Here is a 24,656-nt window from a genome sequence, read left to right on the forward strand (position 1 = left end):
GCGCCCGGCACTACGAAGCCATGGTCACCATCGCCTGCCTACGACTCTGGCTCCCCTGACTTTGCGGACACGACCTAGGGCCTGTCCGGCGGATCATGCACGTGGGGCGCGGGGTCTGGCACGCACTCCCCCAAGCTCTCGGCTTCGCTCGAGCAGGGCGGTGCCCCCTTCGGCGTTGTCGTCACTCGACGACTCCCCCACGCTCGGCTGCGCTCGCGCGGGGGGACCCCCATCGCGTCGCCTCTCTCCTCCGCCTTGCAGCCGCACGCTCCCCCAAGCTCTCGGCTTCGCTCGAGCAGGGCGGGGCCCCCATGACCCCGCTCAAGCAGCGTACGAAGCGAACCCGGCGGCGAGAACGGCATGATCCGCCGGACAGGCCCTGGGCGCACGAGGGTGGCCCGGCACCGTGTGGACAAATCGGATATATTGACCGTCGACCTCCGTCCGGCGAAAGCGGTTGAGATGACGTCACTGGAGAAGACCGACACCCTGACGGCCCCCGCCGACGAGCCCGCCCCACTCCTCTCCCCCGTCAACTCGCACAACGAGTGGGATCCGCTGGAGGAGATCGTCGTCGGCCGCCTGGACGGTGCGACCATCCCCTCCCGCCACCCGGTGGTGGCGTGCAACATCCCCCCGTGGGCGGCCCGCCTCCAGGGCCTGGCCGCCGGCGTCCGCTACCCGCGGGTGCTGCTGGAGCGGGCGCAGGAGGAGCTCGACGGCTTCGTCACCCTTCTGGAGTCGCTGGGCGTCACCGTCCGCCGCCCCGAGGCGGCGGAGCACCGCAAGCGCTTCTCCACACCGGACTGGTCCTCGCGCGGCTTCTGCAACACCTGTCCACGGGACAGCATGCTCGTCATCGGTGACGAGATCATCGAGACGCCGATGGCATGGCCCAGCCGGTACTTCGAGACGCACACCTACCGGCCGATCCTCAAGGACTACTTCCGGCGCGGCGCCCGCTGGACGGCGGCCCCGCGCCCGCAGCTCACCGACGAGCTGTACGACCGGTCGTTCCGCGTCCCGCGGGCGGGCGAGCCGATGCGGTACATCCTCACCGAGTTCGAGCCGGTCTTCGACGCCGCCGACTTCGTCCGGGCCGGGCGGGACCTGTTCGTCACCCGCAGCAACGTCACCAACCTGAGCGGCATCGAGTGGCTGCGCCGCCACCTCGGCCCGCGCTACCGGATCCACGAGATCGAGAGCCGCTGCCGGACGCCCATGCACATCGACACCACCTTCATGGTGCTCGCTCCGGGCAAGGCGCTGGTCAACCCCGAGTACGTCGACGTCGACCGGCTGCCGGACGTGCTGCGCTCCTGGGACATCCTGGTCGCCCCGGAGCCCGACCCGATCCGCGACCCCCTGCTCAAGCTCACCTCGCTGTGCGGCAAGTGGCTCAGCGTGAACGTCCTGATGGTCGACGAGAAGCGCGTGATCGCCGAACGCCACCACACGGGCATGCTCCGGGCCCTGGAGCGCTGGGGCTTCGAGCCGATCCCCTGCGACCTGCTGCACTACGCCCCGTTCGGCGGCTCCTTCCACTGCGCCACCCTCGACACCCGGCGACGGGGAACGCTGGAGTCCTACTTCTGACCTCCGGCTCCCGACTCCGCCTCCGGCCCCGGGGGGACGGCGTCGCTCAGGTGTCCTTCGGCGCGCAGGTCGTCCCAGAACCGCTCCGGGATCCGCGTGCTGAACGCGGCCATGTCGGCGTGGACCTCGTCGGCGGACCGCATACCGACCACCACACCCGCGACGGCGGGGTGACGGAGCGGGAAGGCCATCGCCGCCGCCGGGAGCGTCACACCGTGCGCCTCGCAGATCTCGGCGATGCGACGCGCGCGCTCCAGCGTCCGCGCTTCGGCGGGCGCGTAGTCGAAGGTGGCCCCGTCGGCGGGCGGGTGCGCGGCGAGCACCCCGGAGTTGAACACCGAGGCCGCGAGGACGGACACGCCGCGCTCCGCACAGGCCGGCAGCAGGTCGTCGAGAGCGCTCTGGTCGAGGAGCGTGTAACGGCCGGACAGCATCACCACGTCGACGTCCGTCTCCCTGACCAGCCGGGTCAGCTTGGCGGGGTCGTGCATGCCCGCGCCGACCGCGTCGACCACGCCCGCGGCGCGGAGTTCGGCGAGGGCCGGGTACCCCTCGTGCAGGGCCTGCTCGAACCGGTCCTCCGCGTCGTGGAGGAAGAGCACGTCGACCCGGTCGACGCCCATGCGCTCCAGTGACTCCTCCACGCTCCGGCGGACGCCGTCGCGGGTGAAGTCCCACACCCGGCGGTGCGTGGCCGGCACCGCGAAGCTCTGGTCGTCCGTGCGCCCTTCGGGGTCCTGCGGGACCAGCAGTCTGCCGACCTTGGTCGACAGCGTCGCCTCTCCCCGGGGCCTGTCCCGCAGCAGGGCTCCGGTGCGGCGCTCGGAGTGTCCGATGCCGTAGTGCGGCGCGGTGTCGAAGTAGCGGATCCCACTGTCCCAGGCCGCTTCGAGGGCCGCCGCGGCGGTCGCGTCGTCCACCGGGGTGTAGAGCCCGCCGATGGGGCCGCCGCCGAACCCCAGTTCCGTGACCATGACGTCGCTCCGGCCGAGCCGGTTCTTCTTCATCTCGCGTTCCCCTCGACAGCCGGAGTGGGTGGACCCACTGCCGTACCTCCCCACCTCGCACCGGATCCAACACGGCGGCCTTCTCCGCGCGCGAGTCACCCCTCCCCATGTGAGCCACGTCACGTTACCGCCGGTATCTGAAACAGCGTGTCGCAGGTAAATTGCGGGTAACACCACAGGGGACCCCCTGCGCCCGATCCGCCGTCGCCGGCGCTCCCCGTGGCGTTGCCCCTCCGTGCCCGTCCCTGCCTGTCGATGTCCTTGCGCTGCTCCGCAGGAGCTCGTTTCCTCCCTGGCCCGGTAGCCGGGGCATCCACGAAGGAGACCTGATGACCGCGAACCTGAGCAGGAAGGCCTACGACGAGCGCCTGCGGACCCTGTCCGAGGGCTCCGTCAACGTCAACTTCAACCCGTTCACCGACATCGACTGGGACGATCCCGAGTTCGCCGTCGACACGAACGACCCCCGCTGGGTGCTCACCTCCGCGGACGCCCTGGGCGCGCACCCCTGGTACAGGGAGCAGCCGCTCGAGACGCAGATCCGCATCGGGATCTGGCGCTGGGCGGTCATCGCCAAGGTGGGCATGCAGTTCGAGAACCTGCTGATGCGCGGGGCGCTGGACTACATCTTCCACCTGGGCAACAAGAACCCGGAGTTCCGGTATCTCACCCACGAGATCACCGAGGAGACCCACCACACGCAGATGTTCCAGGAGCTGGTCAACCGCACCGGCGTGGACACCGCGGGCGGACGGCGCTGGTTCCGCGAACTCAGCCGGATCCTGCCGCTGTTCGGCTCCGTGTACCCCGAGGCGTTCTTCACCGGCATCCTGGCCGGCGAGGAGCCCATCGACCACCTGCAGAAGGGCGCACTGCGCAGCGGGGAGCCGGTGCACCCCCTTCCGCGGCGGATCATGCAGATCCACATCGCGGAGGAAGCCCGGCACATATCCTTCGCCCACGAGTTCCTGCGCCTGCGCGTCCCGCGCTTCGGGAAGGTCCGCCGCGGCGCCCTGTCCCTCCTCTTCCCGCTGATCATGCGGGTCCTGTGCGACGTCATCATGATCCCCGACAAGAAGTCCGCCGCGCTGGCGGGCATCCCGAACCGGGTGATCAAGGAGGTCTTCTGGAAGTCGCCGGCCGGCCGGAAGATGCTCCGGGAGCTCTTCTCCGACGTGCGGATGCTCGCCGACGACCTCGGCCTGATGAACAGGACCTCCCGGCTGCTGTGGCGGGCGCTGCGCATCGACGGCCGCCCGGCCCGATTCCGCGGCGAGCCCTCTCCGCTCGCCGCCGACTGACCGGAGCCGGCGCCCGGGCCGTCCGCCCGTCCGCCGGAAGGGTGAGCCGTCGCCCCCTTCCGGTCCCGACGGCGACCAACCACCGCTGCCCCGCACACCGGGCCGCGCCCGCCGAACCGCGCCCGACGGCTCCGCACCGCCTTGCCGCACCGCCTTCCCGCACCGCCCGAACGGAGACCAGTCCGCCGTGCCGTACGTCGTCACCCGATCCTGCTGCGCCGACGCCTCCTGCGTGCTGGCCTGTCCGGTCAACTGCATCCACCCCGCACCGGGCGAACCCGGCTTCGCGACCGCCGAGATGCTGTACGTCGACCCGCGCACCTGCGTGGACTGCGGCGCCTGCACGACCGCCTGCCCGGTGGACGCGCTCAAGCCGCACACCGCCCTGACGGCCGGGGAGTTGCCGTTCCTGGAGCTGAACGCCGGTTACTACCGGGATCATCCGCACGCCGACCGCGCCCCCATGTACGTCGTTCCCCGGCAACGGGACGTCCCGGCAGGCGAGTTGTCGGTCGCCGTCGTCGGCGCCGGACCCGCCGGTCTCTTCGCCGCCGACGAACTGCTGCGCCACCCGGGTGTCCGCGTCACCGTCCACGACCGGCTCCCCACCCCGTACGGTCTGGCGCGGGCCGGTGTCGCGCCGGACCACCAGGACACCAAGCAGGTCACCGAGCTCTTCCGGACCATCGAGTCCCAGCCCGGTTTCCACTACCGTCTCGGCGTCGAGGTCGGCACCGACCTCACCCACGCCGACCTGCTGCGCGAGCACCACGCGGTGATCTACGCGGTCGGCGCCGCGACCGACAGGCGCCTGGGCATCGAGGGCGAGGACCTGCCCGGCAGCGTCTCCGCCACGGACTTCGTCGCCTGGTACAACGGCCACCCCGACCGGGCCGGCGACGACCACCGCCTCGACACCGAACGCGCGGTCGTCATCGGCAACGGCAACGTCTCCCTCGACGTCGCCCGCATCCTCACCGCCGACCCCGACGCCCTGGCCCGCACCGACATCTCCGACCGGGCGCTCGCGGCGCTCCGCGACAGCCGGATCCGCGAGGTCGTCGTCCTCGGCCGGCGCGGCCCCGCCCAGGCCGCGTTCACCGTGCCCGAACTCCTCGCGCTGTCCGCCCTGGAGGACGTCGACGTGAGCGTCGAGGGCTGGCCCGACGACCTGGCGCCCGACCACGACGAGAAGACCCGTCTGCTGGCCGATCTGGCCGCCCGCACACCGGCCGGGGGCCGCCGCCGCATCGTGCTGCGGTTCCTGACCGGCCCGGTGCGGATCGTCGGCGAGGACGCCGTACGGGCGCTGGAGATCACCCCGACCACGCTGCACACCGACGACGACGGCACCGTACGGGCCCGGCCCACCGGCGAGGTCCGGACCCTGGAGACCGGCCTCGTCCTGCGCTCCGTCGGCTATCGGGCCCGGCCCGTCCCCGGCCTGCCGTTCGACGAGGCCAGTGCGACCGTCCCGCACGAGGCCGGCCGGGTCGAGCCCGGCGTCTACGTCGCCGGCTGGATCAAGCGCGGCCCGACCGGCTTCATCGGCACCAACAAGACCTGCGCCCACGAGACGGTCGCGTCCCTCCTCGACGACTTCGCCGCGGGACGCCTCACACCGCCTGAGCCGAGCGGCACGGCGGCGCCGAACGCCCTGGGCCTGGAGGCCTGGCGGGCGATCGACCGGGCGGAGCGCGCGGAGGGCGCGGCGCGGGGCCGACCGCGCGTGAAGTTCACGGACGCGGAGTCCCTGCGGCGCGCGGCGACGACCGTCCCGGCCATCACGACCGGCTGACGGCCGCCCCACGGTCCCTGCCCGTCCCCGCCCGTCCCTGCCGTCCCCTCACGTCCCGCGTGCACGCCCCGTCGTGTCCCGTCAGCCTTCCTCGTCCGCCGGCCGGGCCCCGCCCCGGCCGGCGGATTCAGCGGGCCCCTTCGAGATCCGACAGCCGCTGCTGCGGCGACAGCACCACGCCCAGGTCCCGCAGCGTCGCGTCCAGCACCGCCCAGACCGAGCGGCACAGCATGGCGCGCAACTCGTCCTCGGACTGCTCGCGCGCGGGGTCACGCATCCACTGGTTGACCGCCGTGTCCACGAACCCCACGATCCCGACCGCGACCGACCGGACCGGCGCCTGAGGCACCCCGAGCGTCTTCAGCACCTCGCCGAACCGTTCGCCCAACCTCAGCGCGATGGCGGTCTTGGCGCCCGCCACCAGGGACCCGTCGCCCATGGAGTGCTCGGCGACGCCCATGTAGGAGTACAGGCGCGGGTGCTGGAACACCCAGTCCAGGTGCGCGCCCACCACGCGGTGGACGGACTCCTCGATGGTGCCGTCGAAGGAGAGCGTGGGTTCCATGCGCTGGACGAAGGACTCCGTCACCCGCCGGCGGATCAGCTCGTCGAGCGAGGCACGGTCCTTGAAGTGGCGGTAGAGCACGGAGCGGGGCAGCCCCAGCCGCTCCGCCAGGCGCCGCATCCCGAACGCGCCCTCCTCCTCGATGAGGGCGACCGCTCCGTCCACCAGCTCGCCCTGGCGCTGCGCCCTGTGTTCGTCCCAGCGGGTGGAGCGTCCGTCGATCTGCGCCTCGCCGCCCGTTCTGTCCACCATCCCGCCAGGATATCGGCCGGCCGAACAGACGAGCGGCCCGCTCGGGAGGTGCGGGCACCGTGTCTCCCCGGCCCGCCTCACATGCCGATCGCTCCGTCTATGCGCTCGCGGAGAAGATCGGCGTGGCCGTTGTGGCGGGCGTACTCCTCGATCATGTGGATGAGGACCCAACGCAGCGACACGGTTCCGCGCCAGGAGTCCTCACCCTCGACGTCGAGGTCCGGCGCCCGGGTGACGAACTGTTCGGCGAAGGCCACCTCGGCCCGCCAGGCGTCCCAGGCCGCCTCGACGGCGCCGGGCCCGTCCGTGGCGCCGTCGAAGTCTCCGTCGGGATCGGTCGGCGAGGAGAAGAGGGCCGGCACGGCCTGCCCGGCCAGGACCCGCCGGAACCAGCGCCGTTCCACATCGGCGAGGTGCCGGATCAGCCCGAGCAGCGAGAGCGTGGACGGCTCCACGGACCGCAGGGACAACTCCGGGCCCAGACCGGAGCACTTCATGCGCAGTGTGGCCCGCTGGGCTCCCAGCACATCGACGAGAACGCTCCTTTCGTCACCCGTGGTGGGCCCGGCGAACCGCCGCGGGCCGTCGGCCCCGTGGAACAACTCGGCTCTTCTGGTGTGCTCCGCCACGGTCGTCCTCCGGTTCGTGCCGGCTGGCCGCCCGTGCCGCCGGGATCGTGTTGCCCTTGGCCGTCAGGATCGCGCATCGCGCGCACGAATTCCGGCGCTCGTGCGGTGGCGTTCGCTACCGACGACGTGGACGGCCCTCCCTCGCTCGCGACGCAGCACGTCAGTAGCGGATCTCCACCAGGCGCCCCTCCGCGTCGCGCTCGGGCGCCTCCGGCACCCTCACCGCCGTCCCCCGTGCGATCCTCTGCGCCGACCACGCCGCCACGGCCGCGTCCAGCACGTCGTCCACCGGGACGCGGTCCGCCTCGCCGAGTTCGTCGGGGAGCACGAGGCCGCCCGCCTCGGCCAGCAGGGCGCGGCGCAGGTTCTGGCCGCGCCAGGTCTTCTTGGCGTAGGGCAGCGGCTGTCCGTCCGCCAAGGTGCGGAAGGACAGTTCGGGGTGCACCTCGTGGATCCGCCCGTCCGCGATCCAGCACTCCCGCGCCTCCAGCAACTTCGGCCGCAGCGCCCACGTCTGGCGGCTGAGCCGGTTGCCGGTGAGTTCCTGGCAGCGGTCGGCCGCGGCGCCGTAGTCCTCCTCCTGCCAGGCCGCCCTCGGCGCGACCATGAAGAGGCTGCTGCGCCGCACGCCGAGCAGCGTCCTCGCTCCGAGATCCGCCGCGCGCCACCCCTCCTCCACCAGCCCCAACGGCATGTCCACCGCGATGGCGTCCGCGTCCCCGGCTCGCTGGATCAGCTTCCCGAGCCGGAGATCCACCAGACTCCCCGCGTACGCCCCGTCCACGAGCCTGATGCCCACCCACCCCTGCTTGCCGCAGGCGTCGACCCCGAGCACGTTCATCACGCCCTCCCTCCTCGCGAAAAAGATCCACTCGGAACTGGCGTGTCATACAGGGGAGTTGCGAGGATGCGGGCGGACCCGCAGCCGTCGGACGTGTGCTGCGGGTCGGTCACGCCGACAGAGAGGGTTTGGGTCATGGACGACATCTTCGGGGACTTCGTCGAGGAGATCGTGGAGGAGGCGGCCGAGGAGGTCGTCGAGGAGGTCGTCGAAGGGACGATCGAGGGTCTCTTCGGCTGAGGCCGGCACCCGGGCGAGGGGCGTGGTGACGGCCGGCGGCCTGCACCACGCCCCTCGCCGCGTCCTGCGCGTCAGTGGAGCGCGGTGACGCCCCGGGCCTCCAGGATCTGCGTGGCGCCGGGAAGCATGTGCTCCAGGGCACGGCCGCCGATGAAGGTCCTGAGGTTCGGCAGGAGGTCCAGGTCCTCGAGGGAGCGGACGTCGAAGAGGTCGTCCTCGCCGTCCCAGACCGGGGCGCACTCCATGAAGACCTGGTTCCCGCCGTCGAAGACCAGCCTGTCGACCGTGGCCAGCAGCTCCGCCGGTATGTCCAACTCCTCGAAGTACGTACGGGCCTCGTCCAGCACCGTGTACTCCAGTTCGCGCTCCTCGACGTAGGCGTCGAGGTCGTCGACCCCCCGCGCGCGCATGTGGTCGCGCAGGTGGAAGACCGGGGTGAGCGTCTCGTCGCCGTACATGAGCTTCTCGACGACGAGCAGCTTGAAGTTGAAGTCACGGAAGTCGCGCATGGCCCCACTTGTACCAGCGGCCACCGACAACCGGCCCCCTCACGGCCCTCACGGCGCCCGCTCCCCCGGCCCTCGCGCCCTCCGCCGTCGGCCGTTGCGCGCCGCACCCTCCCGGTGACAGAGCGACGTTCAGGCTGCTGAACGCGTACCGGCCGGATGAACGCACACGATCTCCTGGAACTCGCGCTGCGCATCGTATTGACGGCCCATCAACGCACTCCTACTGTGACGGAGCTCATTCAGCTACTTGTCAGACATTCACGTTCATGAACGCGAGGAGCCAGGAATGGCCTCACTGGACTGGGTCGTGCTGGGCGCTTACTTCTTCGTGATGGTCGGTATCGGCCTCTGGTCGAGGAAACGCATCCACACGATCGCCGACTTCTTCACGGCCCGTGGCCGCATACCGTGGTGGCTCTCCGGCATCTCGCACCACATGTCGGGGTACAGCGCGATCATGTTCGTCACCTTCGCGGCGGTGGCGTACGACCACGGTGTCACCGTCTACTTCTGGTGGCCGCTGACCATCGGCGTCGGCATCGGCATCGGCGCCTTCCTGTTCGCCGCGCGGTGGAACCGGCTGCGCGCCAAGCACGGCGTCAACTCGCCGCTGGCCTACCTGGCCGTCCGCTACAACCTGCCCACCCAGCAGGTCCTCGCCTACAGCGGCGCGGCCCTGAAGGTGGTGGACATCGCCGCCAAGTGGGTCGCGATCGCGCTGCTGCTGCAGGGCTTCGCGGACATCCCGCTGGTGTGGGGCATCACCCTGACCGGCATCTGCACGATGGCCTACATGGCCTTCGGCGGTCTGTGGGCCGACGTCCTCACCGACTTCGGGCAGTTCATCATCCAGGGCGTCGCCGGCTTCGCGATGCTCTTCGCCCTCTTCGCGCACCTCGACGGCGTCTCCACCCTCTGGACCATGTGGGACGACCTGCCGCAGGGGCACGGCGACCCGGTTGCCGGCCCGGTCACCTCCGGCCTGATCATGGCGTTCCTGCTGGTGAAGACCTTCGAGTACAACGGCGGCATGTGGAACCTGGCGCAGCGCTACATGGCGGCGCCGTCGGGCTCCCGGGCGAAGAGGTCGGCGCTGCTCTCCAGCTTCCTGTGGATCGTGTGGCCGTTCATCCTGTTCATCCCGATGATCGCCGCGCCGCTGGTGGTGCCGGGCATCGAGGACGGTGAGCAGTCGTACATCATGCTCGCCCAGGAGCTGCTGCCCACCGGCATCATCGGGCTGCTGCTCGCCGGGTTCTTCTCCCACACGATGGCGATGGTGGCCTCCGACTCCAACGTCATCACCGCCGTCATCACCCGTGACCTCGCGCCGGTGCTGGTGCCGAGGGTCCGGCGCTTCACGCAGGCCGGGCAGCTGCTGTTCGCCCGGATCACCACGGTCGCCTTCGTCACGGTCAGCATGGCGTTCGCGCTCTTCGCCGATCCGGACGGCTTCATCATGACGGTCGTGGTCAGCGTGGTCGCCGCGACGATGGGGCCGATCTCCATCCCGCTGATGCTGGGCCTGCTGCCCTGGTTCCGGCGTCACGGGCCGCTCGCGGCGATCACCTCCTGGGCCGGCGGCCTGCTGGTGTGGGCGTACCTGTACTGGGGTGTGGAGGACGCCACGCAGACCATGAACGTCGGTCTGCCGGTGCTGACCTCGCTGACCCTGTACCTGCTCGTCGGGTTCCTGCGGCCCGAGGCCAGCCCGGCGCGCGACGGCCTGATCGACTCGCTCGGCAGCGACCCGACGGACGCCGAACGGGCCGCGCTGGAGGCACGGTTCGAGGGCAACCCGTCGCCCTCGGACGGTGACGCCGTCGCGGAGTCGGTCGTCGCCCGCTGAACCCCGCGTAGAGCCCCGCGTACCGGCCTCGGCGCCGTCCGCCCCCTCCCGGGGGCGGGCGGCGCCGCCGCGTGCGCCACAAGGCATTCCAGGGGGCGTCACCGCCGCGTTCCCCTCACGGCGGGCGCCGACCGCCCCGTCGTGCGGGAAGCCGGCGCACGCCACGGCACAGCACGCACAGCACGGCCCTGCGGCACAGCACAGCACTGCACAGCACGGCCCTGCGGCACAGCACAGCACTGCACAGCACGGCCCTGCGGCACAGCAGCACAGCGCGGCAAGGCCAGGCAAGGCAAGGCACTGCGGCCCGGCCCGGCGGGAAGCCGGGCCGGGCCGCAGGCGCCGCGGGAGCAGGGCGGGGTCAGGCGCCGGCCGCCCCGTCCGTGTCCGCGGGCGTGTCGACGTCCGCGCCCGCGTGCGGCGCGGGACGCGAACCGCCCTGTTCCAGCAGCCCGTCGACGCGGCGCGGCACGCCGAGGGGGTTGTCGTCGTGGAGCTCCGGCGGGAGCAGGGCCTGCGGCGTGGACTGGTAGGTCACGGGCCGCAGCCAGCGCTCGATCGCCGTGCCGCCCACCGAGGTGGAGGTGGAGGTGGTGGCCGGGTAGGGACCGCCGTGGTGCTGCGCGGGGGCGACGGCGACACCGGTGGGCCAGCCGTCGACCAGGACGCGTCCGGCCAGCGGGGTGAGCCGCTCGAGCAGCGCGGCGCCCCGGCCGTCGGCGCCGGATGCCTCGTCGGAGCCGAGGTGGAGGGTGGCGGTGAGGTTGCCCGGCAGCCGCCCGAGCACGGCGGCCGCCTCTTCCTCGCTCCCGTAGCGGGCGACGACGGTGACCGGGCCGAAGCACTCCTCGAGCAGCGCCTCGTGCCCGTCCCCCGCGGCCAGCCGGTCCGCGGGGACCGTCAGGAAGCCCGGAGCCACCTGGTGGTCGCCGTCCGGGCCGGGGCGCACCGGCGCCTGCACGCCGGGCAGTTCGGCGCGCTCGGCGACGCCCGCGACGAACGCGTCGCGCATCCGGTGGTCGAGCATCACACCGGCTCCGGCGCCGGCCACCGCCTCGGCGAGCGCCTTGACGAGGCCGTCGCCCGGGGCGCCCTCGGGGACGAGCACGAACCCCGGCTTGGTGCAGAACTGCCCGGCGCCCAGGGTCATCGACGCGGCGAGCCCGGCCCCGATCTCCTCGCCCCGCTCGGCCGAGGCCGCCTCGGTGACCAGCACCGGGTTGAGGCTGCCCAGTTCGCCGTGGAACGGGATGGGCACCGGGCGGGCGGCGGCCGCGTCGTACAGCGCCCGGCCGCCGCGGACCGAGCCGGTGAACCCGGCGGCGGCGATCAGCGGGTGGCCGACCAGCGCGACGCCCGCGTCGAAGCCGTGGACCAGGACGACGACGTCCTCGGGCAGGCCCTCCGCCGCCGCGGCCCGGCGCAGCAGCGACGCGCAGAGCTCGGAGGTGGCCGGGTGGTCGGGGTGCGCCTTGACGACGACGGGGCAGCCGGCGGCGAGCGCGCTGGCCGTGTCGCCGCCGGGCACCGAGAAGGCGAGCGGGAAGTTGCTGGCGCTGTAGACGGCGACGACGCCCAGCGGCACCTTCCAGCGCCGCAGGTCGGGCCACGGCGGGGTCCGGGTGTCGTCGGCGTGGTCGATCCGGACGTCGAGGAAGCCACCCTCCTCGACGATGTCGGCGAAGGCGCGCAACTGCGCCGAGGTGCGCGCCAGTTCACCGGTCAGGCGGGGCGCGCCGAGGGCGGTCTCCGCGTCGGCCGTCTCCACCACCTCGTCGCGCGCCTCGTCCAGAAGACGGGCGGCGGTGCGCAACAGGGCGGCGCGCACGGGGCGTTCGGCCAGCGCCGGGCGGGCGTCGTGCGCGGCGCGTACGGCGCGGTCGACGTCCTCGGGCGTGGCCTCCTGGGCGACCTGGGTCCGGCGCTTCCCGGTTCGGGGATCGACGCTCCAGACTGGTGCTGCGGTCACGGTGGGGTTCCTCCGGTTCCTGCCGGTGCGCCGGGCCGCGGCAACGGCCGGAGACGACCGGGGTGCGTTCGGTATTCTGAACCGCGTTCCTGTGTATGAATCGCAGGAACTCTATTTGCGGGCGTTCGAAGGGGTCAAGGGGCATGTCGACTGCCGAGACGGGTGGGGCACAGGTCAAGTCCGCTGTGCGGACCGTGGAGTTGCTGGAGTACTTCGCCCGGAGACCGGGGATGCACAGCCTGGCCGCCGTGCAGGAGGCGGTCGGGTATCCGAAGTCCAGCCTGTACATGCTGCTGCGCACGCTGGTCGAGCTGGGCTGGGTGGAGACGGACGCGACCGGCACGCGGTACGGCATCGGTGTGCGGGCGCTGCTGGTCGGCACCTCGTACATCGACGGCGACGAGGTGGTGGCCGCGGCCCGGCCGACGCTGGACCGGCTCTCCGACGACACCACGGAGACCATCCACCTGGCCCGCCTCGACGGCACCAACGTGGTGTACCTGTCGACGCGTCAGTCGCAGCACTACCTGCGGCCCTTCACCCGGGTCGGCCGCCGTCTGCCGGCGCACTCCACCTCGCTGGGCAAGGCGCTGCTGGCCACCCGCAGCGACGAGGAGGTGCGCAAGCTGCTGCCGGAGACCCTGCCGGCGCTGACCGAGCACACCATCACCGACCGCGAGCGGCTGATCGAGGAGCTGCACCAGGTGCGCGAGCAGGGGTACGCGGTGGACCGGGAGGAGAACACGCTGGGGCTGCGCTGCTTCGGCATCGCGGTGCCCTACCGGACGCCGGCCCGGGACGCGATCAGCTGCTCGGTGCCGGTGGCGCGGCTGACGGCGGCCCACGAACAGTCCATCGTGGACGCCCTGTTCGACGCCCGCGACCGGCTGACGCTGGCCACCCGCACGCACTGACGGCCGTCCGTCACGCCTCTCCCCGCAGGGCGGCCCGCACGTCCCAGTCGCCGAGGTACGCCGCGGGCGTGTGCGCGGCGGCCTCGGCGGCGGTCAGCCGGGGGCGGTTCTCCGGCACCGGGACCCTGGCGCCGGGGCCGCGGTTGGCGTACTCGCGGAAGAGGAAGCTCTGCCACGGGTACTGCTCGCGCATGTTCGCGTACGGCTGCGCGGCGTCGATGCCGGCGTCCATGACGCTGTCGCGGACGACCAGGCGCGGCCAGGCGGTGGGGTCGCTGCTGGGCACCCAGGGCCGGGCCAGCTTGTAGGCGCCGTCCGGGGCCGCGCCGGTGAAGCGGCAGCGGACGGCGAGGAAGCCGTGGGGGGTGCCCGCGGCCGTGCTGGGCGCGAAGACGAAGCCGTAGGGGGTGAAGTCGACGGGCCGGTCGAGGGTGTGGAACTCGCCCCCGGAGTGGACGGCGGTGGCCCGGCCGAAGACGAAGTCGACGTCGCCCTCGGCGTAGCAGTGGTGGAAGTACTGCCGGGCGGCGAGGGTGCGGTGACGGGTGTCGGTGAGCAGGGTGTCCTGGTGGCCCAGGAACCGGCACCGGTCGAAGAGGCTGCGGTCGCCGAGCACACGCAGCGCGACGGCCTGCTGGGCGGTGATCTCCGGGTGGTCGGCGCGCAGGAAGTCGTTGGCGAAGGTGAGGCGCCGGGCGGTGAACCCGTCGGGGGCGGCGGTCACGGTGGCGCTGCCGGAGGTGCCGTAGGTGCCGCCGCCGTCCGGCTTGGGGGTGCCGGCGGCGTTGTCGTACACGATCACGGTGTCGCGGGGGTCGCCCGTGGCTCCGAGCAGGGTGAGGCCGGTCTTGCTCTCGGGCACGGAGACGGTCTCGCGGTACGTGCCGGGCGCGAGGAGCACCGTCCAGGGGCGGTCGGGGTGGTCGGGGGTCGCGTCGACGGCGGCCTGGACGGTGGGGGCGTCCCCGGTGCCGTCCGGGCGGACCCGGACGGTGCGGGTCCGGTCGGTGCGGGTCCGGTCGGCCGGGGGCCGGGTCGAGGCGTGGGCGTGGGGAGCGCCGAGCCCGAGCGTCGCGGCGACGGCGGCGGCACCTGTGCCGAGCAGCGCGGCACGGCGCGTGGGGGCGGCGGGACGGGATCCGGGAGCGGCCGATGCGGTCAAGGCGGTGCCTCCTGAGGTGCGGGCGCGGGTGACGGGGGTGACGGGGTGACGGGGTGACGACGGACGGGGAGGGGGCGGGGATCCGCGGCGGCGTGGGCGGGCCGGGGGGCCTCCCCACGAGCCGGGCGGAACCTCGGGCGCACGGGTTCCGGCACGCGACGGGCCCTGTGGCGACCTGCGCGGGCGGAGCCCACAGCCCGGGCAGACCGCGCAGACCGCGCGGGCTGCCGACAGGCCGAGGCGCCGACAGGGCAGGCCGGGGGTGTCTCCGCGACAGGACACCGCACCGGCCGTCGTACGGGAGGCACGGGCCCCGCGACGCACACGAGCCGGGCCGGGCCGAGTCAGCCCGGCCCGGCCCCGCGCGGAACAGCCCCCGCGGCCCGGACGAACCGGGCGGGCGGGCCGGGCAGGCCGCGGGTGAGCCCCGTGCGGCGTGCGGCGGGCCCGTGCCGCGGCGCCCGCGGGTGGGTCAGCGTTCGCGCGGCTCGGGCTCGTGGAGCTGGCCCGCTCCCGCCCAGCGGGCGACGAAGCCGGGGACGTCACCGGTCTCGTCGACCCGGGCCCGGTACTCCGGGCTCCAGCCGGCGTCGGCCTGCAGGAGGGCGGCCGGGTTGGCCGCGTTGTGCGCCGCGATCAGGTCGACCTCGGCGCCGTTGACGAAGTTGTCCTCGGCGGTGATCGGCGCCTCGCTCCACTTGTGCAGCACCTCGCTCGCGGGGACGGACGCGGGCAGGGTGAAGTGGTTCTTCTCGGCGTGGATCGCCGACTCCCGGCCCACGCCGTACGCGTAGCCGAACGCGTCCGCGTCCTTGACCACGTGGTGGTTGTCGTACACGTCGACCTGGCCGAAGCGGACCCGCGGGGCGCGCTCCCCGGCGTCCCGGAACAGGTTGTGGTGCAGGGTGACCCGCAGCTTGCCGCGGTCGGTGGCGCCCGCGCTGTCGCTGTTGCCGATCAGGATGGTCTTGCTGTGGTCGGCGAAGACGTTCCACGACAGGGTGACGAGGTCGGCGCCGCGCACCACGTCGAGCTGCCCGTCGTGCTGCTGGTAGAGCTGACCGTAGTAGCGGGGCTGGGCGTCGTCGGGGCGGCGGCCGTCGGTGAAGGTGTTGTGGTCCGCCCACACGTGGGTGGAGCCGTACACGACCAGGCTGTCGTACTCGGAGTTCCAGGCGCCCTCGTCGCCGTCGGTCGGGTCCCACTGCGGGAAGCAGTCGAAGGTGTCCTCGAAGGTGAGGTTGCGGACGATGACGTTGTCCACGCCGCGGACCTGGACGTTGGCGCCCAGCAGGCGGGCGTTCTTGCCGATGCCGACCAGGGTGGTGTTCGGCCCGAGATCGAGCCGGATCTGCGCCGCCTGCTGGCGGGCGGAGGCCACCCGCGCCTCCTCCATCGGCCCGGACGGCTCGGCGTCGCCCCAGGTGGCCGGGTCGTACGCGGCGAGGTAGCCCTCCAGGCTGTAGCCGCCGGTGGCGTAGTCGTCGCAGCTCAGCGGAGCGCCGGTGGCGTCGCTGTTGGCGTCGAGGGTGCCGGCGACACGGATGATGCGGGGGGTGCCGTCGCCGTTGCCGACGGCGGCCTTGAGCTCGGCCCAGGTGTCCACCGTGTAGACGTGGGCCGCGTCGGCGGCGGCGCCACCGGTGGTGCCTCCGTCGGCGGCGGCCCAGCCGTCGTTGTGCGGGAGGACCTGGCGGGCGGGGTCGGCGGGCGCACGGCCGGCCGGCGCACGGTGGTCGGCGGCGGCGGACGCGTGGACGGCGCCCGCCGAGGTCACGGCCAGCGCCAGCGCCGTGCAGCCGACGACGGCCGTTCTGACGAGGCGTGCTTGACCCAGCTGTCTGCGCATTGCGGCTCCTCGGGGGAACGAAGGGTGAGGGGGATGGTGCGGTGCGTTCAGAGGGCGGCGGGCGGCCAGGTGATCCGCTCGGGGGCCACCGGGTCGTCGAGCCGCCGGGTGTCGGCCGGGGCGAGCACCTGGCGTTCGCGCAGCCCGCGGGCCACCGTCCGGGCCACCTCGATCGCGCCCGCCGGGCGGAAGTGGGTGTTGTCCCGCGCGCCGTCCGGGTAGGCCGGGGCCTCGCCGGGCTCGAGCCACAGGAACAGTTCCTCGGTGCCGGCCGGGCCGAGTTCCTGCCAGCGGGCGAGGCTCACGGCCTGGACGTCGACCAGCGGCACGTCGTCCGCCGCGGCCAGCGCCCGCACGGCCGCCGGGTACTCCCCGTGGGTGGGCACGGCGGCGCCGGACGCGTCGAACCGCCGGCGTTCGACGGAGGTCAGCAGCACGGGCAGCGCGCCGTGGTCCCGGGCCGTCCTCAGGTACAGCCGGAGGTGGTCCTGGTAGGAGGTCCACGGGTCGGTGTGCCGGTCGTCGGCCTTGGCGTCGTTGTGCCCGAACTGGACGAGCAGGATGTCACCGGGGCGCAGCACGCGGGCGATCGCGTCCAGCCGCCCCTCCTCGACGAAGGAGCGTGAACTGCGCCCGTTGACCGCGTGGTTGGCGACGCCCAGGTGCGGGGTGAGGAAGAACGGCAGGGCCATGCCCCAGCCGGTCTCCGGCGCCGCGTCGGCCGTCTTCCCGGCGGCGGTCGAGTCGCCCGCGATGTGGACGACGCGGCGGCGTGGGCCGCCGTCGCCGGACCGGCCGGCGGCCAGGGCGGGGACCGGTGCGGCGGTGACCGCGAGTCCGGCGACGGCCGCCGTGAGGTGTCTGCGGGTCATCGGCATGTGCGGACCGCCTTCCTTCTCCCGGGCGCCGGAGCCCGGGAGTTCGGGAGTTCGGGAGTGCGCGAAGAGGTGGGTGCGGCCGGCGGAACGGGGCCGGCCGCGGTGCCCGGGCGCGGGCGGGTGTCCGCGCCCGGGCGGTGCCGTGGCAGGACGTGCCGCGGCGGGACGGCGGCGGGTGGTGAGGCCCGCCGCCGCGGGGGTCACTGCTGCTGCTTCCACTCCGCCTGGGCCGCGTTGAGCTTGTCGGCCAGCTTGTCGGCGAACTCCTTGGCGCTCATCTCGCCGAGCAGCAGCTTCTGGAAGTCCGGCTCGCTGTCGGCCTTGCTGATGCTGTTCCAGTCGGGCAGGTAGTACGGAAGCTGGACGACCTTGGTGGCGGGGTCGTTGAGGGACTCCACCGCCGCCTTGACCGGGTCGGCCTCGCTGATCCAGGCGTCACCGGTCGCGTCGGTGTGGGCCGGGATGGAGCCGGCCTCCTCGTTCCAGAGGCTGTTCATCTCGTGGGACGCGGCGAACTCGATGAACTTCCAGGCCGCCGTCTTGTTCTTGCTGCTCTTGAACAGGCCCAGCCCGTCGACCGGGTTGGAGACGATGGTGCGCGGGCTGCCCTCGGCGGACGGGGGCAGCGGGATGCCCTTGATCTTGTCCGCGCCGAACGCCTTCACGTGGTCGGGGTAGGAGCCCAGGTTGTGCTGGAGCATGCCGATCTTGCCCTGCCCGAACTGGGCGACCATCTTGGCGAAGTCGTTGTTCAGGTCGGCCTCGGGCGTGGCCTTCTTGTAGAGGCCGACGTACTTCTCCAGCGCCTCGACGTTCTTCGGGTCGTTGACGGTGGTCTTGTCACCGTTCCAGAAGGTGTCGATGCCGGACTGGGCGTACATCATGTCGAGCGCCTGGGCGACGGAGCCGGCGCCGCCGCGGATGGTGAAGCCGAACTCGTTGCTCTTGGCGTCGGTGAGCTTCTCGGCGGACTCGTAGAAGGCGTCCCAGGTGGTGGGCGGCTCCACGCCGGCCGCCTCGAACAGGTCGGTGCGGTACCAGAGGGTGCCCTGGTTGGCGCTGGTCGGCACGGAGTACATCTCGTCGCCCCGGCCGCCCGCCGACCGCACGCTCTCGGCCATCTGCTCGGACAGCTTGCCCTTGAGCGAGCTGCCCTCGATCCGGTCGCCGACCGGGTCCAGGGCGCCCTGCGCCACCATGTTGGCCAGGTAGGCGGTGCCGACGCCGCCGACGTCGGGCAGGCCGCCGCCGGCGATGGCGGTGTCGTACTTGGACTGGACGTCGGTGATGGGGATCGGCACGTACTTGACGTCGATGTCCGGGTTCTTCTTCTCGAACTCGGCGATGATCTTGTTCCAGACGGGGGTGCGGACACCGCCGTTGTTGTCCCAGAAGGTGATCGTGCCCTTGCCGGAGCCCTCGCCCCCGGCGCCGGCGCTGCCGTCGTCCCCGCAGGCGGTGGCCGTCAGGGCCAGCACCGCGGTCAGCGCCACGGCTGCCGTCGCTCTCCGGTTCCGGTGGATCGTCGTCCTCATGGTCGGCTCTTCTCTCGTGGGTCGGGATACTCGGTGGTGCTCCGGTGGTGCTCGGGTGGTGCTGTGGGGTCCGTGGTGCCGCCGGTGGGTCAGGCGGTGGTGCGGTAGCGGGTGAAGACTCCGGCGCCGGCCGTGCCCGTCCCGGGCGGTGCGGCGGCGAAGAGGCCGAGCAGGGCGCCCACCCAGCCCCAGGGGGCCGCGGCGAACACCTCGCCGGACGGTCGGAAGCCGTCGCCGGTGTCGGCGAGGAACCGGCAGCGGGCGCCCGGGGTGACCTCGACGCGCAGCCGGGCGCGTGCCCGCGGGGCGTCCCTCGGGTGCGCGGCGTCCCGTTCGCGGGACGCCGTGCCCTCGGCGAACCGGTGGACGAGGCGCACCTCGCCGCCGGCGGCGCGTTCCAGGCCGATCCAGGAGTAGGCGTCGCCGACGACCGCGAGCCCGGCCCTGGCGCCCTCGGCCTCGCTGTCGAGCCGCAGGTCGACCTCGGCGGTGAACGTCTCGGCGGGCATCCGCTGGGTCAGGACGTGCCCGAGGCCGCGCAGGTCGTGCGGACGGCCGGTGCGGACGCAGGTCAGGCGCAGCCCGGCGCCGTCGTGCCCGGTGGTCCAGCCGTCGCCGGGGTTGGCGGCCCACTGCCACTGGAGGCCGAACCGTCCGCCGGGGAAGTCGTCGTCGGTGGCGGGCGCGGCGGGCGGCTGGACGGGGGCCTTCGGCTTGGGGTGGACGGTGACGGGGCTGCCGTCGTCGCCCATCACCGGCCAGGGGGCGCCCTGTTCGTCGGTGGTCCAGTGCATCGGCTGGAGGTGGACGACCCGGCCGTGGGCGCCGCGCGACTGGAAGTGCAGGAACCAGTCCTCGCCCTGCTCGGTGCGCACCCAGCCGCCCTGGTGGGGGCCGTTGACCTCGGTGTCGTTCTGCCGCAGGACGATCCTCTCCTCGTACGGGCCGAAGAAGGACCGCGCGCGGAAGGCTCCCTGCCAGCCGGTCTCCACCGAGCCGGCGGGGGCGAGGATCCAGAACCAGCCGTCGTGCCGGTAGAGCTTGGGCCCTTCCAGGGTGAACCAGCCGGGCAGCAGGTCGCCGTCGACGATCACGGTGCCCTCGTCGAGCAGGGTCGTGCCGTCGGGGCTCATGCGGTGGCCGGTGAGGCGGTTCTTCACCCCGGCGCGGGACCTGGCCCAGCCGTGCACCAGGTACGCCTCGCCGGTCTCCTCGTCCCACAGCGGGCAGGCGTCGATGAGTCCCCGGCCGGGTTTCAGCAGGTGCGGTGTGGTCCAGGGGCCCTCGACGGCGGGCGCGTTGATCTGGAGGACGCCCTGGTCCGGGTCGCCCCAGAAGATCCAGAAGCGGCCCGCGTGGTGGCGCAGCGCCGGCGCCCAGACCCCGCAGTCCTGCCGGGGCACGGCGAACTCCGCCTCGGGGGTGAGCCGTTGCAGGGCGTGGCCGACGAGGGTCCAGTTGACCAGGTCGCGCGAGTGCAGCAGCGGCAGGCCGGGGGCGCGGCCGAAGCTGGAGGCCGTGAGGTAGTAGTCCTCGCCGACGCGGACGACGTCGGGGTCGGACCAGTCGGCGTTGAGCACCGGGTTGCGGTAGGTGCCGTCGCCGAGGTCGGCGGTCCAGGGGCGGTGGGCGTTCACGCGGCGGTCGCCTCCTTCACCAGGTCGGCGGCGGCGCGGCGGTCGAGCCGGCCGTCGGCGACGACGACGGCCAGGCGGCGCACCAGGGGCCGGTCGGCCGGGACGTCGAGCCGCCGCGACCAGGCGAGGGAGGAGCCGACGCCGGGGTACTCGGCGGTCCGCACGAACCAGGGGTCGCGCCGGGTGGTCCCGTCCGCGCCGGCGAGGACCAGCGTCCAGCCGTCCCCGGCGAGTGCGAGCCAGTCCGCGGTGCGGCCGTGCACGGCGTCCTCGCCCTCGGCGTCGTGGGTGAACACGGCGGGCGCGGCGGCTTCCTTGGGGGCGCGCCAGAAGAAGCCGCCGTACCCGGCGCCGGGGCGGCCGTTGGTGGCCGGGCTGCCGATGGTGACGGCGCCGTCGGCGGGGGTGAGCGTGAAGGTGAGGCCGAGCGCCCAGGCGTGGCCGGTGAGCGCGGTGGCGGTGACGGTGCGTCGCTCGCGCAGCAGCACCTTCCCGTCGGCCTCCCAGACCAGCTCCTCCTCGAACCCGTCGTCCTCCTGGCGGGCCCAGCCGGTGTGGCGCTGGGTGCCGTGGTTGTCGAGCGGGACGGGGCCCCGGTCGCGGACGAAGGTGCGGCCGCCCCAGAAGTTGTGGCCGTCGACGTCGGGGACGGCGATGCACGCGCCGAGGTGGTGGAGGTGGTCGCCGGGCATCTCCTCGGTGACCGGCACGCCGCCGAGGGTGGTCACGGGGTGCAGGAAGGGGCGGGGCGACAGGCGCGGGTCGAGGTCCGGGCGGACGCCGTAGCGGGCCACGGTCCGGCCCGCGCAGCGCAGTTCGGCGAGGACCTCCGCGGCCGACGGGGCCGACGGTTCGGCCGACGGGGCGGACTCGGCGGACGGGGCGGTCGGTGCGGACGCGGCGGCCTCCTGGTGCCCGGTCGTGGCGGTGGACGCGTGGTCGGTGGTCATGAGGCGGCCCTCGTTCCAAGGGAGGCGGAGGTGTCGGAGGGCGCCGCCCAGGGTTCGGCGCCGGTCTCGGAGAACAGCCGGAGGGTGTCGGCGCAGGCGGCGACGAGGCCGTCGACGCCGCGCACGACCCGCCGCGGCGCCGGGGTGTCGTGGGCGGTGTGCCAGGCGTCCGGCGGCAGCGGCCGGGGGTCGGGGGCGGTGCGCACCGCTTCGAGGACCCGCATGAAGGCGCCGGACCGGGCGGGCGGGGCGATCAGTTCGGTGCCGTCCGCCAGGTGGTCGAGGAGGTTCTCCAGCAGGTCGGTGCGGTCGTACACGTGCTCCTCGGGGCCGTGTCCGGCGCGCTGCACCAGCACCCGGTCCTGCTTGTACCAGAAGGTGATCCGGCCGCTCTCGCCGTGCACCAGGACGTACGGCTCGCCGGCCCGCTCGGCGCAGAGCGTCGCGGCGACGACGACGTCCACCCCGCGGTCGGTGGTGACCCGCACGCAGGAGGTGTCGTCGGCCTCGATGTCGTTGGCGCGCAGCAGTTCCGTGGTGACGCCGGTGACGTCCTCGTCCCGGTCGGTCCCGGCGAGGGCGAGGGCGGTGGATACGGCGTGGGCCAGCGGGTTGGTGAGCACGCCGTCCACCACGTCGACGCCGTTCAGGCGGCGCCTGCCGGCCCACGGGGCGCGGGCCCAGTAGGCGGTGTCGCGGACCCACGCGCCGGCGGCGGCGACGCCCCGGACCCGGCCGACGGCGCCGGAGGCGACCAGTTCCCGGATCGCGGGCAGCGCGTGGGAGCCGAGGGCCTGGAAGCCGATCTGGCAGACCGTTCCCGCCTCGCGCACCGCCTCCTCCACGCGCCGGTGGGCGGACCAGGAGGCGGCGGGCGGCTTCTCGAGCAGCAGGTGCACGCCACGGGCGGCGGCCGCGGTGGCCAGGTCGGCGTGCGTCTGCAGCGGGGTGCAGACGACGGCGACCCGGGCACCGGTGGCGTCGAGCAGGGCGGCGAAGTCGGACGACTGCCGCGGTGGCGCGGCGAAGCCCGCCAGCTCGGCCGCGTCGAGCGGGGTGAGGTCGCAGACCCCGGCCAGCCGTACCCGTCCGGCGGCCTCCAGGCGGCGGATGTTCTCCAGGTGCAGGCGGCCGTGGCCGCGCGCCCCGGCGAGCACCAGGGGCACCGGCGGCGGGGTGGGATGCGGGGCGGTCATGCGGGCCTCCTTCGACGTGAACGCGCGGACGGTGACGGACGGTTCGGGCGGTGCCAGGGGGTCAGCCCTTGACGGCGCCGGCGCTGAAGCCGGTGATCAGCCACTTCTGGATGAAGGCGAAGACCAGGACGACGGGCACCGCGGCGATCACGCCACCCGCGGCGAGCGCTCCGAGGTCCACGCTGTCGGCGCCGATGAGGGTGTTGAGGCCGACGGGGATCGTCTGCTTCTCCTGCTCGCTCAGGAACATCAGCGCGAACAGGAAGTGGTTCCAGCTGTGCACGAAGGCGAACGACCCGACGGCGATCAGTCCCGGGCGCAGCAGCGGGAGCACCACGGCGCGGAAGGCGCGGAACCGTGAGCAGCCGTCGACCCAGGCGGCCTCCTCCAGGGACACCGGCACGTTCTTGATGAAGCCGCTGATGAGGATCATCGACAGCGGCAGCTGGAACACCGTCTCGGCGATGATCACGCTCTCCAGGGAGTTGATCATCCGGAGGTTGCGGAAGATCTCGAAGAGCGGCACCAGCATCAGCGCGCCGGGGATGAACTGCGAGCACAGCAGCGCCAGCATGAAGGCGTTCTTCACCCGGAAGTTGAAGCGGGCCAGCGCGTAGCCGCCGGAGAGGGCGATCAGCGTGGTCGCGATCAGCGTGGCGACGCCGACCAGCATGCTGTTCTGGAAGAAGACGGCGAAGCTGCGCTCGTTCCAGACCTTCTCGAAGTGCTCGAAGGTCATCGGCCAGGGCACCAGCGAGGTCGATCCCGCGGGCCGCAGCGCGAAGAGCAGCATCCAGTAGAACGGCACCAGGGTGAAGAGCAGGTAGAGCCCCAGCGGCAGGTGGATCTGCCAGCGCGGCACGTCGTCGACGGCGCGGTTGCGCCGGCGGCGGCGGCCCGCGGTCGGCGGGACGACGGGGGTGTCGGACGGGGGCGCGGTGCGCGCGCCCTGCTCGGTGAGTGCGGCGGTCACCGGGAGTCGCCTCCGAACTTGCTCAGACGCAGGTAGAGGATGGAGCAGAACAGGAGGATCACGAAGGCCACGGTGGTCAGCGCGGAGGCGTAGCCGAAGTCGTGTCCCTCGATGCCCGTGTTGGCGACGTACAGCGGGAGCGTGGTGGTGACGCCCGCGGGACCGCCGCCGGTCAGGGTGTAGAGCAGGTCGACGTTGTTGAACTCCCACACGGCGCGCAGCAGCGTGGAGAGGATGATCGCGTCCTTCAGGTGCGGCAGGGTGATGTGCACGAACTGCCGCATCCGGCCCGCGCCGTCGACCGAGGCCGCCTCGTAGAGGTCCTTGGGGACGGACTGGAGGTCGGCGAGGATGAGGATCGCGAAGAAGGGGACGCCGCGCCAGAGTTCGGTGAGGACCGCGGCCCAGAAGACGGTGCCGGTGTCGGACAGCACGGAGGTGCCGTAGGTGCCGATGCCGGCGTCCGCCAGGTAGCGGCTCACCCCGGTGGACGGGTTGTAGAGCAGCATCCAGATGGTGGTCGTCAGCACTCCGGAGACGGCCCACGGGGAGAACACCAGGGCGCGGGCGATGCCGCGTCCGACGAACGTCTGGTTGACCAGCAGGGCCAGCGCCAGGCCGAGGACGAGCTGCAGCGAGACCTCGGTGACGACCCATTTGGCGCTGAACACCAGGGATTCGCGGAACAGCGGGTCGTCGGTGAAGACGCGGACGAAGTTGTCGAAGCCGGCGAAGCCGTTCCGCCAGGGCTTGGTGACGTTGTAGTGCTGGAGGCTGTAGTAGAAGACGCTGATGACCGGGTAGGCGATGAACCCCAGCATGAGCAGCCCCGCGGGGGCGATCAGCAGGTACGGCAGGTGGCGCGGTGTGCTGCTGCCGGTCCTCCGCCGCCCGGGCGCGCCCCGGGGTGTCTTCGCCACGGCTGCGGCTGCTGCTGGGGCCATGACCTCTGTCTCCGTTCTCACTGGCGGTCGTGCGTGGTGCGGGCATGCGGGCCCGGTCGGCC

Annotated in this window: 20 protein-coding genes; 5 read left to right on the forward strand and 15 right to left on the reverse strand. The window is 73.0% G+C overall.

From position 1 onward, the window contains the following. The first annotated feature begins 462 nt into the window (after nucleotides 1-462). The gene (locus ACWD3O_RS21750; RefSeq protein ID WP_451409505.1) at nucleotides 463-1,596 is read left to right on the forward strand and encodes an amidinotransferase; all 1,134 of its coding nucleotides are present in this window, start codon (nucleotides 463-465) and stop codon (nucleotides 1,594-1,596) included. Here ACWD3O_RS21750 and ACWD3O_RS21755 read toward each other — a convergent pair. Next, nucleotides 1,587-2,603, reverse strand: coding sequence for an aldo/keto reductase (locus tag ACWD3O_RS21755; RefSeq protein WP_451417011.1), 1,017 nt, complete (start codon nucleotides 2,601-2,603; stop codon nucleotides 1,587-1,589). The genes ACWD3O_RS21750 and ACWD3O_RS21755 overlap by 10 nt on opposite strands. Before the next feature lie 329 nt (nucleotides 2,604-2,932). On the opposite strand from ACWD3O_RS21755, the gene ACWD3O_RS21760 reads away from it, so the two are divergent. Beyond that, complete coding sequence (locus tag ACWD3O_RS21760; RefSeq protein ID WP_451409503.1) at nucleotides 2,933-3,904, forward strand: AurF N-oxygenase family protein; 972 nt, start codon at nucleotides 2,933-2,935, stop codon at nucleotides 3,902-3,904. Between the two features lie 187 nt (nucleotides 3,905-4,091). After that, nucleotides 4,092-5,702 (forward strand): FAD-dependent oxidoreductase, encoded by a 1,611-nt coding sequence (locus ACWD3O_RS21765; protein ID WP_451409502.1) that lies wholly within the window; start codon nucleotides 4,092-4,094, stop codon nucleotides 5,700-5,702. Between the two features lie 127 nt (nucleotides 5,703-5,829). Here the strand turns inward: ACWD3O_RS21765 and ACWD3O_RS21770 are convergent, their stop codons facing one another. The 4 genes from ACWD3O_RS21770 to ACWD3O_RS21785 form a co-directional block, all read right to left on the reverse strand. Further along, nucleotides 5,830-6,519: a TetR/AcrR family transcriptional regulator gene (locus tag ACWD3O_RS21770; protein WP_451409501.1), complete on the reverse strand. Its 690-nt coding sequence runs from the start codon at nucleotides 6,517-6,519 to the stop codon at nucleotides 5,830-5,832. A gap of 77 nt (nucleotides 6,520-6,596) precedes the next feature. Beyond that, entirely contained in the window at nucleotides 6,597-7,148 is a 552-nt protein-coding gene (locus tag ACWD3O_RS21775) for a DinB family protein (protein WP_451417012.1), read from the reverse strand. A 160-nt stretch (nucleotides 7,149-7,308) separates the two neighbouring features. Further along, nucleotides 7,309-7,989 carry a DUF429 domain-containing protein gene (locus ACWD3O_RS21780; protein WP_451417013.1) on the reverse strand — a complete coding sequence of 227 codons (681 nt, stop codon included), beginning with the start codon at nucleotides 7,987-7,989 and terminating at the stop codon, nucleotides 7,309-7,311. A 311-nt stretch (nucleotides 7,990-8,300) separates the two neighbouring features. Beyond that, nucleotides 8,301-8,738, reverse strand: a complete 438-nt coding sequence (locus ACWD3O_RS21785; protein WP_451409498.1) for a DUF6892 domain-containing protein — start codon at nucleotides 8,736-8,738, stop codon at nucleotides 8,301-8,303. 286 nt (nucleotides 8,739-9,024) lie between these two features. Between ACWD3O_RS21785 and ACWD3O_RS21790 the strand changes: the two genes are divergently transcribed. Beyond that, entirely contained in the window at nucleotides 9,025-10,587 is a 1,563-nt protein-coding gene (locus tag ACWD3O_RS21790) for a sodium:solute symporter family protein (RefSeq protein ID WP_451409497.1), read from the forward strand. Nucleotides 10,588-10,948: 361 nt separating this feature from the next. Here ACWD3O_RS21790 and ACWD3O_RS21795 read toward each other — a convergent pair whose 3' ends face one another. Continuing rightward, nucleotides 10,949-12,556, reverse strand: a complete 1,608-nt coding sequence (locus ACWD3O_RS21795) for an aldehyde dehydrogenase (NADP(+)) (RefSeq protein WP_451417014.1) — start codon at nucleotides 12,554-12,556, stop codon at nucleotides 10,949-10,951. Nucleotides 12,557-12,699: 143 nt separating this feature from the next. Here ACWD3O_RS21795 and ACWD3O_RS21800 point away from each other — a divergent pair, with 143 nt between their 5' ends. Beyond that, nucleotides 12,700-13,470 (forward strand): IclR family transcriptional regulator, encoded by a 771-nt coding sequence (locus ACWD3O_RS21800; RefSeq protein WP_451417015.1) that lies wholly within the window; start codon nucleotides 12,700-12,702, stop codon nucleotides 13,468-13,470. Between the two features lie 10 nt (nucleotides 13,471-13,480). Here ACWD3O_RS21800 and ACWD3O_RS21805 read toward each other — a convergent pair whose 3' ends face one another. The 9 genes from ACWD3O_RS21805 to ACWD3O_RS21845 form a co-directional block, all read right to left on the reverse strand. Beyond that, the gene (locus ACWD3O_RS21805; protein ID WP_451417016.1) at nucleotides 13,481-14,632 is read right to left on the reverse strand and encodes a pectinesterase family protein; all 1,152 of its coding nucleotides are present in this window, start codon (nucleotides 14,630-14,632) and stop codon (nucleotides 13,481-13,483) included. 472 nt (nucleotides 14,633-15,104) lie between these two features. After that, on the reverse strand, nucleotides 15,105-16,481 hold the full coding sequence (locus ACWD3O_RS21810; protein ID WP_451417017.1) for a pectate lyase family protein: 1,377 nt from the start codon (nucleotides 16,479-16,481) through the stop codon (nucleotides 15,105-15,107). A gap of 47 nt (nucleotides 16,482-16,528) precedes the next feature. After that, on the reverse strand, nucleotides 16,529-17,359 hold the full coding sequence (locus ACWD3O_RS21815; RefSeq protein WP_451417018.1) for a rhamnogalacturonan acetylesterase: 831 nt from the start codon (nucleotides 17,357-17,359) through the stop codon (nucleotides 16,529-16,531). Nucleotides 17,360-17,559: 200 nt separating this feature from the next. Continuing rightward, nucleotides 17,560-18,894 (reverse strand): ABC transporter substrate-binding protein, encoded by a 1,335-nt coding sequence (locus tag ACWD3O_RS21820; RefSeq protein WP_451417019.1) that lies wholly within the window; start codon nucleotides 18,892-18,894, stop codon nucleotides 17,560-17,562. A gap of 89 nt (nucleotides 18,895-18,983) precedes the next feature. Then, nucleotides 18,984-20,531 (reverse strand): family 43 glycosylhydrolase, encoded by a 1,548-nt coding sequence (locus tag ACWD3O_RS21825; protein WP_451417020.1) that lies wholly within the window; start codon nucleotides 20,529-20,531, stop codon nucleotides 18,984-18,986. After that, entirely contained in the window at nucleotides 20,528-21,481 is a 954-nt protein-coding gene (locus ACWD3O_RS21830) for a DUF6807 domain-containing protein (RefSeq protein ID WP_451417021.1), read from the reverse strand. The genes ACWD3O_RS21825 and ACWD3O_RS21830 overlap by 4 nt, the downstream gene beginning before the upstream one ends. Then, nucleotides 21,478-22,677: a Gfo/Idh/MocA family protein gene (locus tag ACWD3O_RS21835; protein ID WP_451417022.1), complete on the reverse strand. Its 1,200-nt coding sequence runs from the start codon at nucleotides 22,675-22,677 to the stop codon at nucleotides 21,478-21,480. Before ACWD3O_RS21835 ends, ACWD3O_RS21830 begins: the two co-directional genes overlap by 4 nt. 61 nt (nucleotides 22,678-22,738) lie before the next feature. Next, nucleotides 22,739-23,650: a carbohydrate ABC transporter permease gene (locus tag ACWD3O_RS21840; RefSeq protein ID WP_451417023.1), complete on the reverse strand. Its 912-nt coding sequence runs from the start codon at nucleotides 23,648-23,650 to the stop codon at nucleotides 22,739-22,741. Continuing rightward, the gene (locus tag ACWD3O_RS21845; RefSeq protein WP_451409486.1) at nucleotides 23,647-24,594 is read right to left on the reverse strand and encodes a carbohydrate ABC transporter permease; all 948 of its coding nucleotides are present in this window, start codon (nucleotides 24,592-24,594) and stop codon (nucleotides 23,647-23,649) included. The genes ACWD3O_RS21840 and ACWD3O_RS21845 overlap by 4 nt, the downstream gene beginning before the upstream one ends. Nucleotides 24,595-24,656: the final 62 nt, after the last annotated feature.

Source organism: Streptomyces sp. NPDC002640, from assembly GCF_053592575.1.

Bases quoted from the DNA above. Each gene is read 5' to 3' on its own strand.
- ACWD3O_RS21750 (WP_451409505.1), top strand. From the start codon at position 463: ATGACGTCACTGGAGAAGACCGACACCCTGACGGCCCCCGCCGACGAG.
- ACWD3O_RS21755 (WP_451417011.1), bottom strand. From the start codon at position 2,603: ATGAAGAAGAACCGGCTCGGCCGGAGCGACGTCATGGTCACGGAACTG.
- ACWD3O_RS21760 (WP_451409503.1), top strand. From the start codon at position 2,933: ATGACCGCGAACCTGAGCAGGAAGGCCTACGACGAGCGCCTGCGGACC.
- ACWD3O_RS21770 (WP_451409501.1), bottom strand. From the start codon at position 6,519: ATGGTGGACAGAACGGGCGGCGAGGCGCAGATCGACGGACGCTCCACC.
- ACWD3O_RS21780 (WP_451417013.1), bottom strand. From the start codon at position 7,989: ATGAACGTGCTCGGGGTCGACGCCTGCGGCAAGCAGGGGTGGGTGGGC.
- ACWD3O_RS21785 (WP_451409498.1), bottom strand. From the start codon at position 8,738: ATGCGCGACTTCCGTGACTTCAACTTCAAGCTGCTCGTCGTCGAGAAG.
- ACWD3O_RS21790 (WP_451409497.1), top strand. From the start codon at position 9,025: ATGGCCTCACTGGACTGGGTCGTGCTGGGCGCTTACTTCTTCGTGATG.
- ACWD3O_RS21800 (WP_451417015.1), top strand. From the start codon at position 12,700: ATGTCGACTGCCGAGACGGGTGGGGCACAGGTCAAGTCCGCTGTGCGG.
- ACWD3O_RS21810 (WP_451417017.1), bottom strand. From the start codon at position 16,481: ATGCGCAGACAGCTGGGTCAAGCACGCCTCGTCAGAACGGCCGTCGTC.
- ACWD3O_RS21815 (WP_451417018.1), bottom strand. From the start codon at position 17,359: ATGCCGATGACCCGCAGACACCTCACGGCGGCCGTCGCCGGACTCGCG.
- ACWD3O_RS21820 (WP_451417019.1), bottom strand. From the start codon at position 18,894: ATGAGGACGACGATCCACCGGAACCGGAGAGCGACGGCAGCCGTGGCG.
- ACWD3O_RS21830 (WP_451417021.1), bottom strand. From the start codon at position 21,481: ATGACCACCGACCACGCGTCCACCGCCACGACCGGGCACCAGGAGGCC.
- ACWD3O_RS21835 (WP_451417022.1), bottom strand. From the start codon at position 22,677: ATGACCGCCCCGCATCCCACCCCGCCGCCGGTGCCCCTGGTGCTCGCC.
- ACWD3O_RS21845 (WP_451409486.1), bottom strand. From the start codon at position 24,594: ATGGCCCCAGCAGCAGCCGCAGCCGTGGCGAAGACACCCCGGGGCGCG.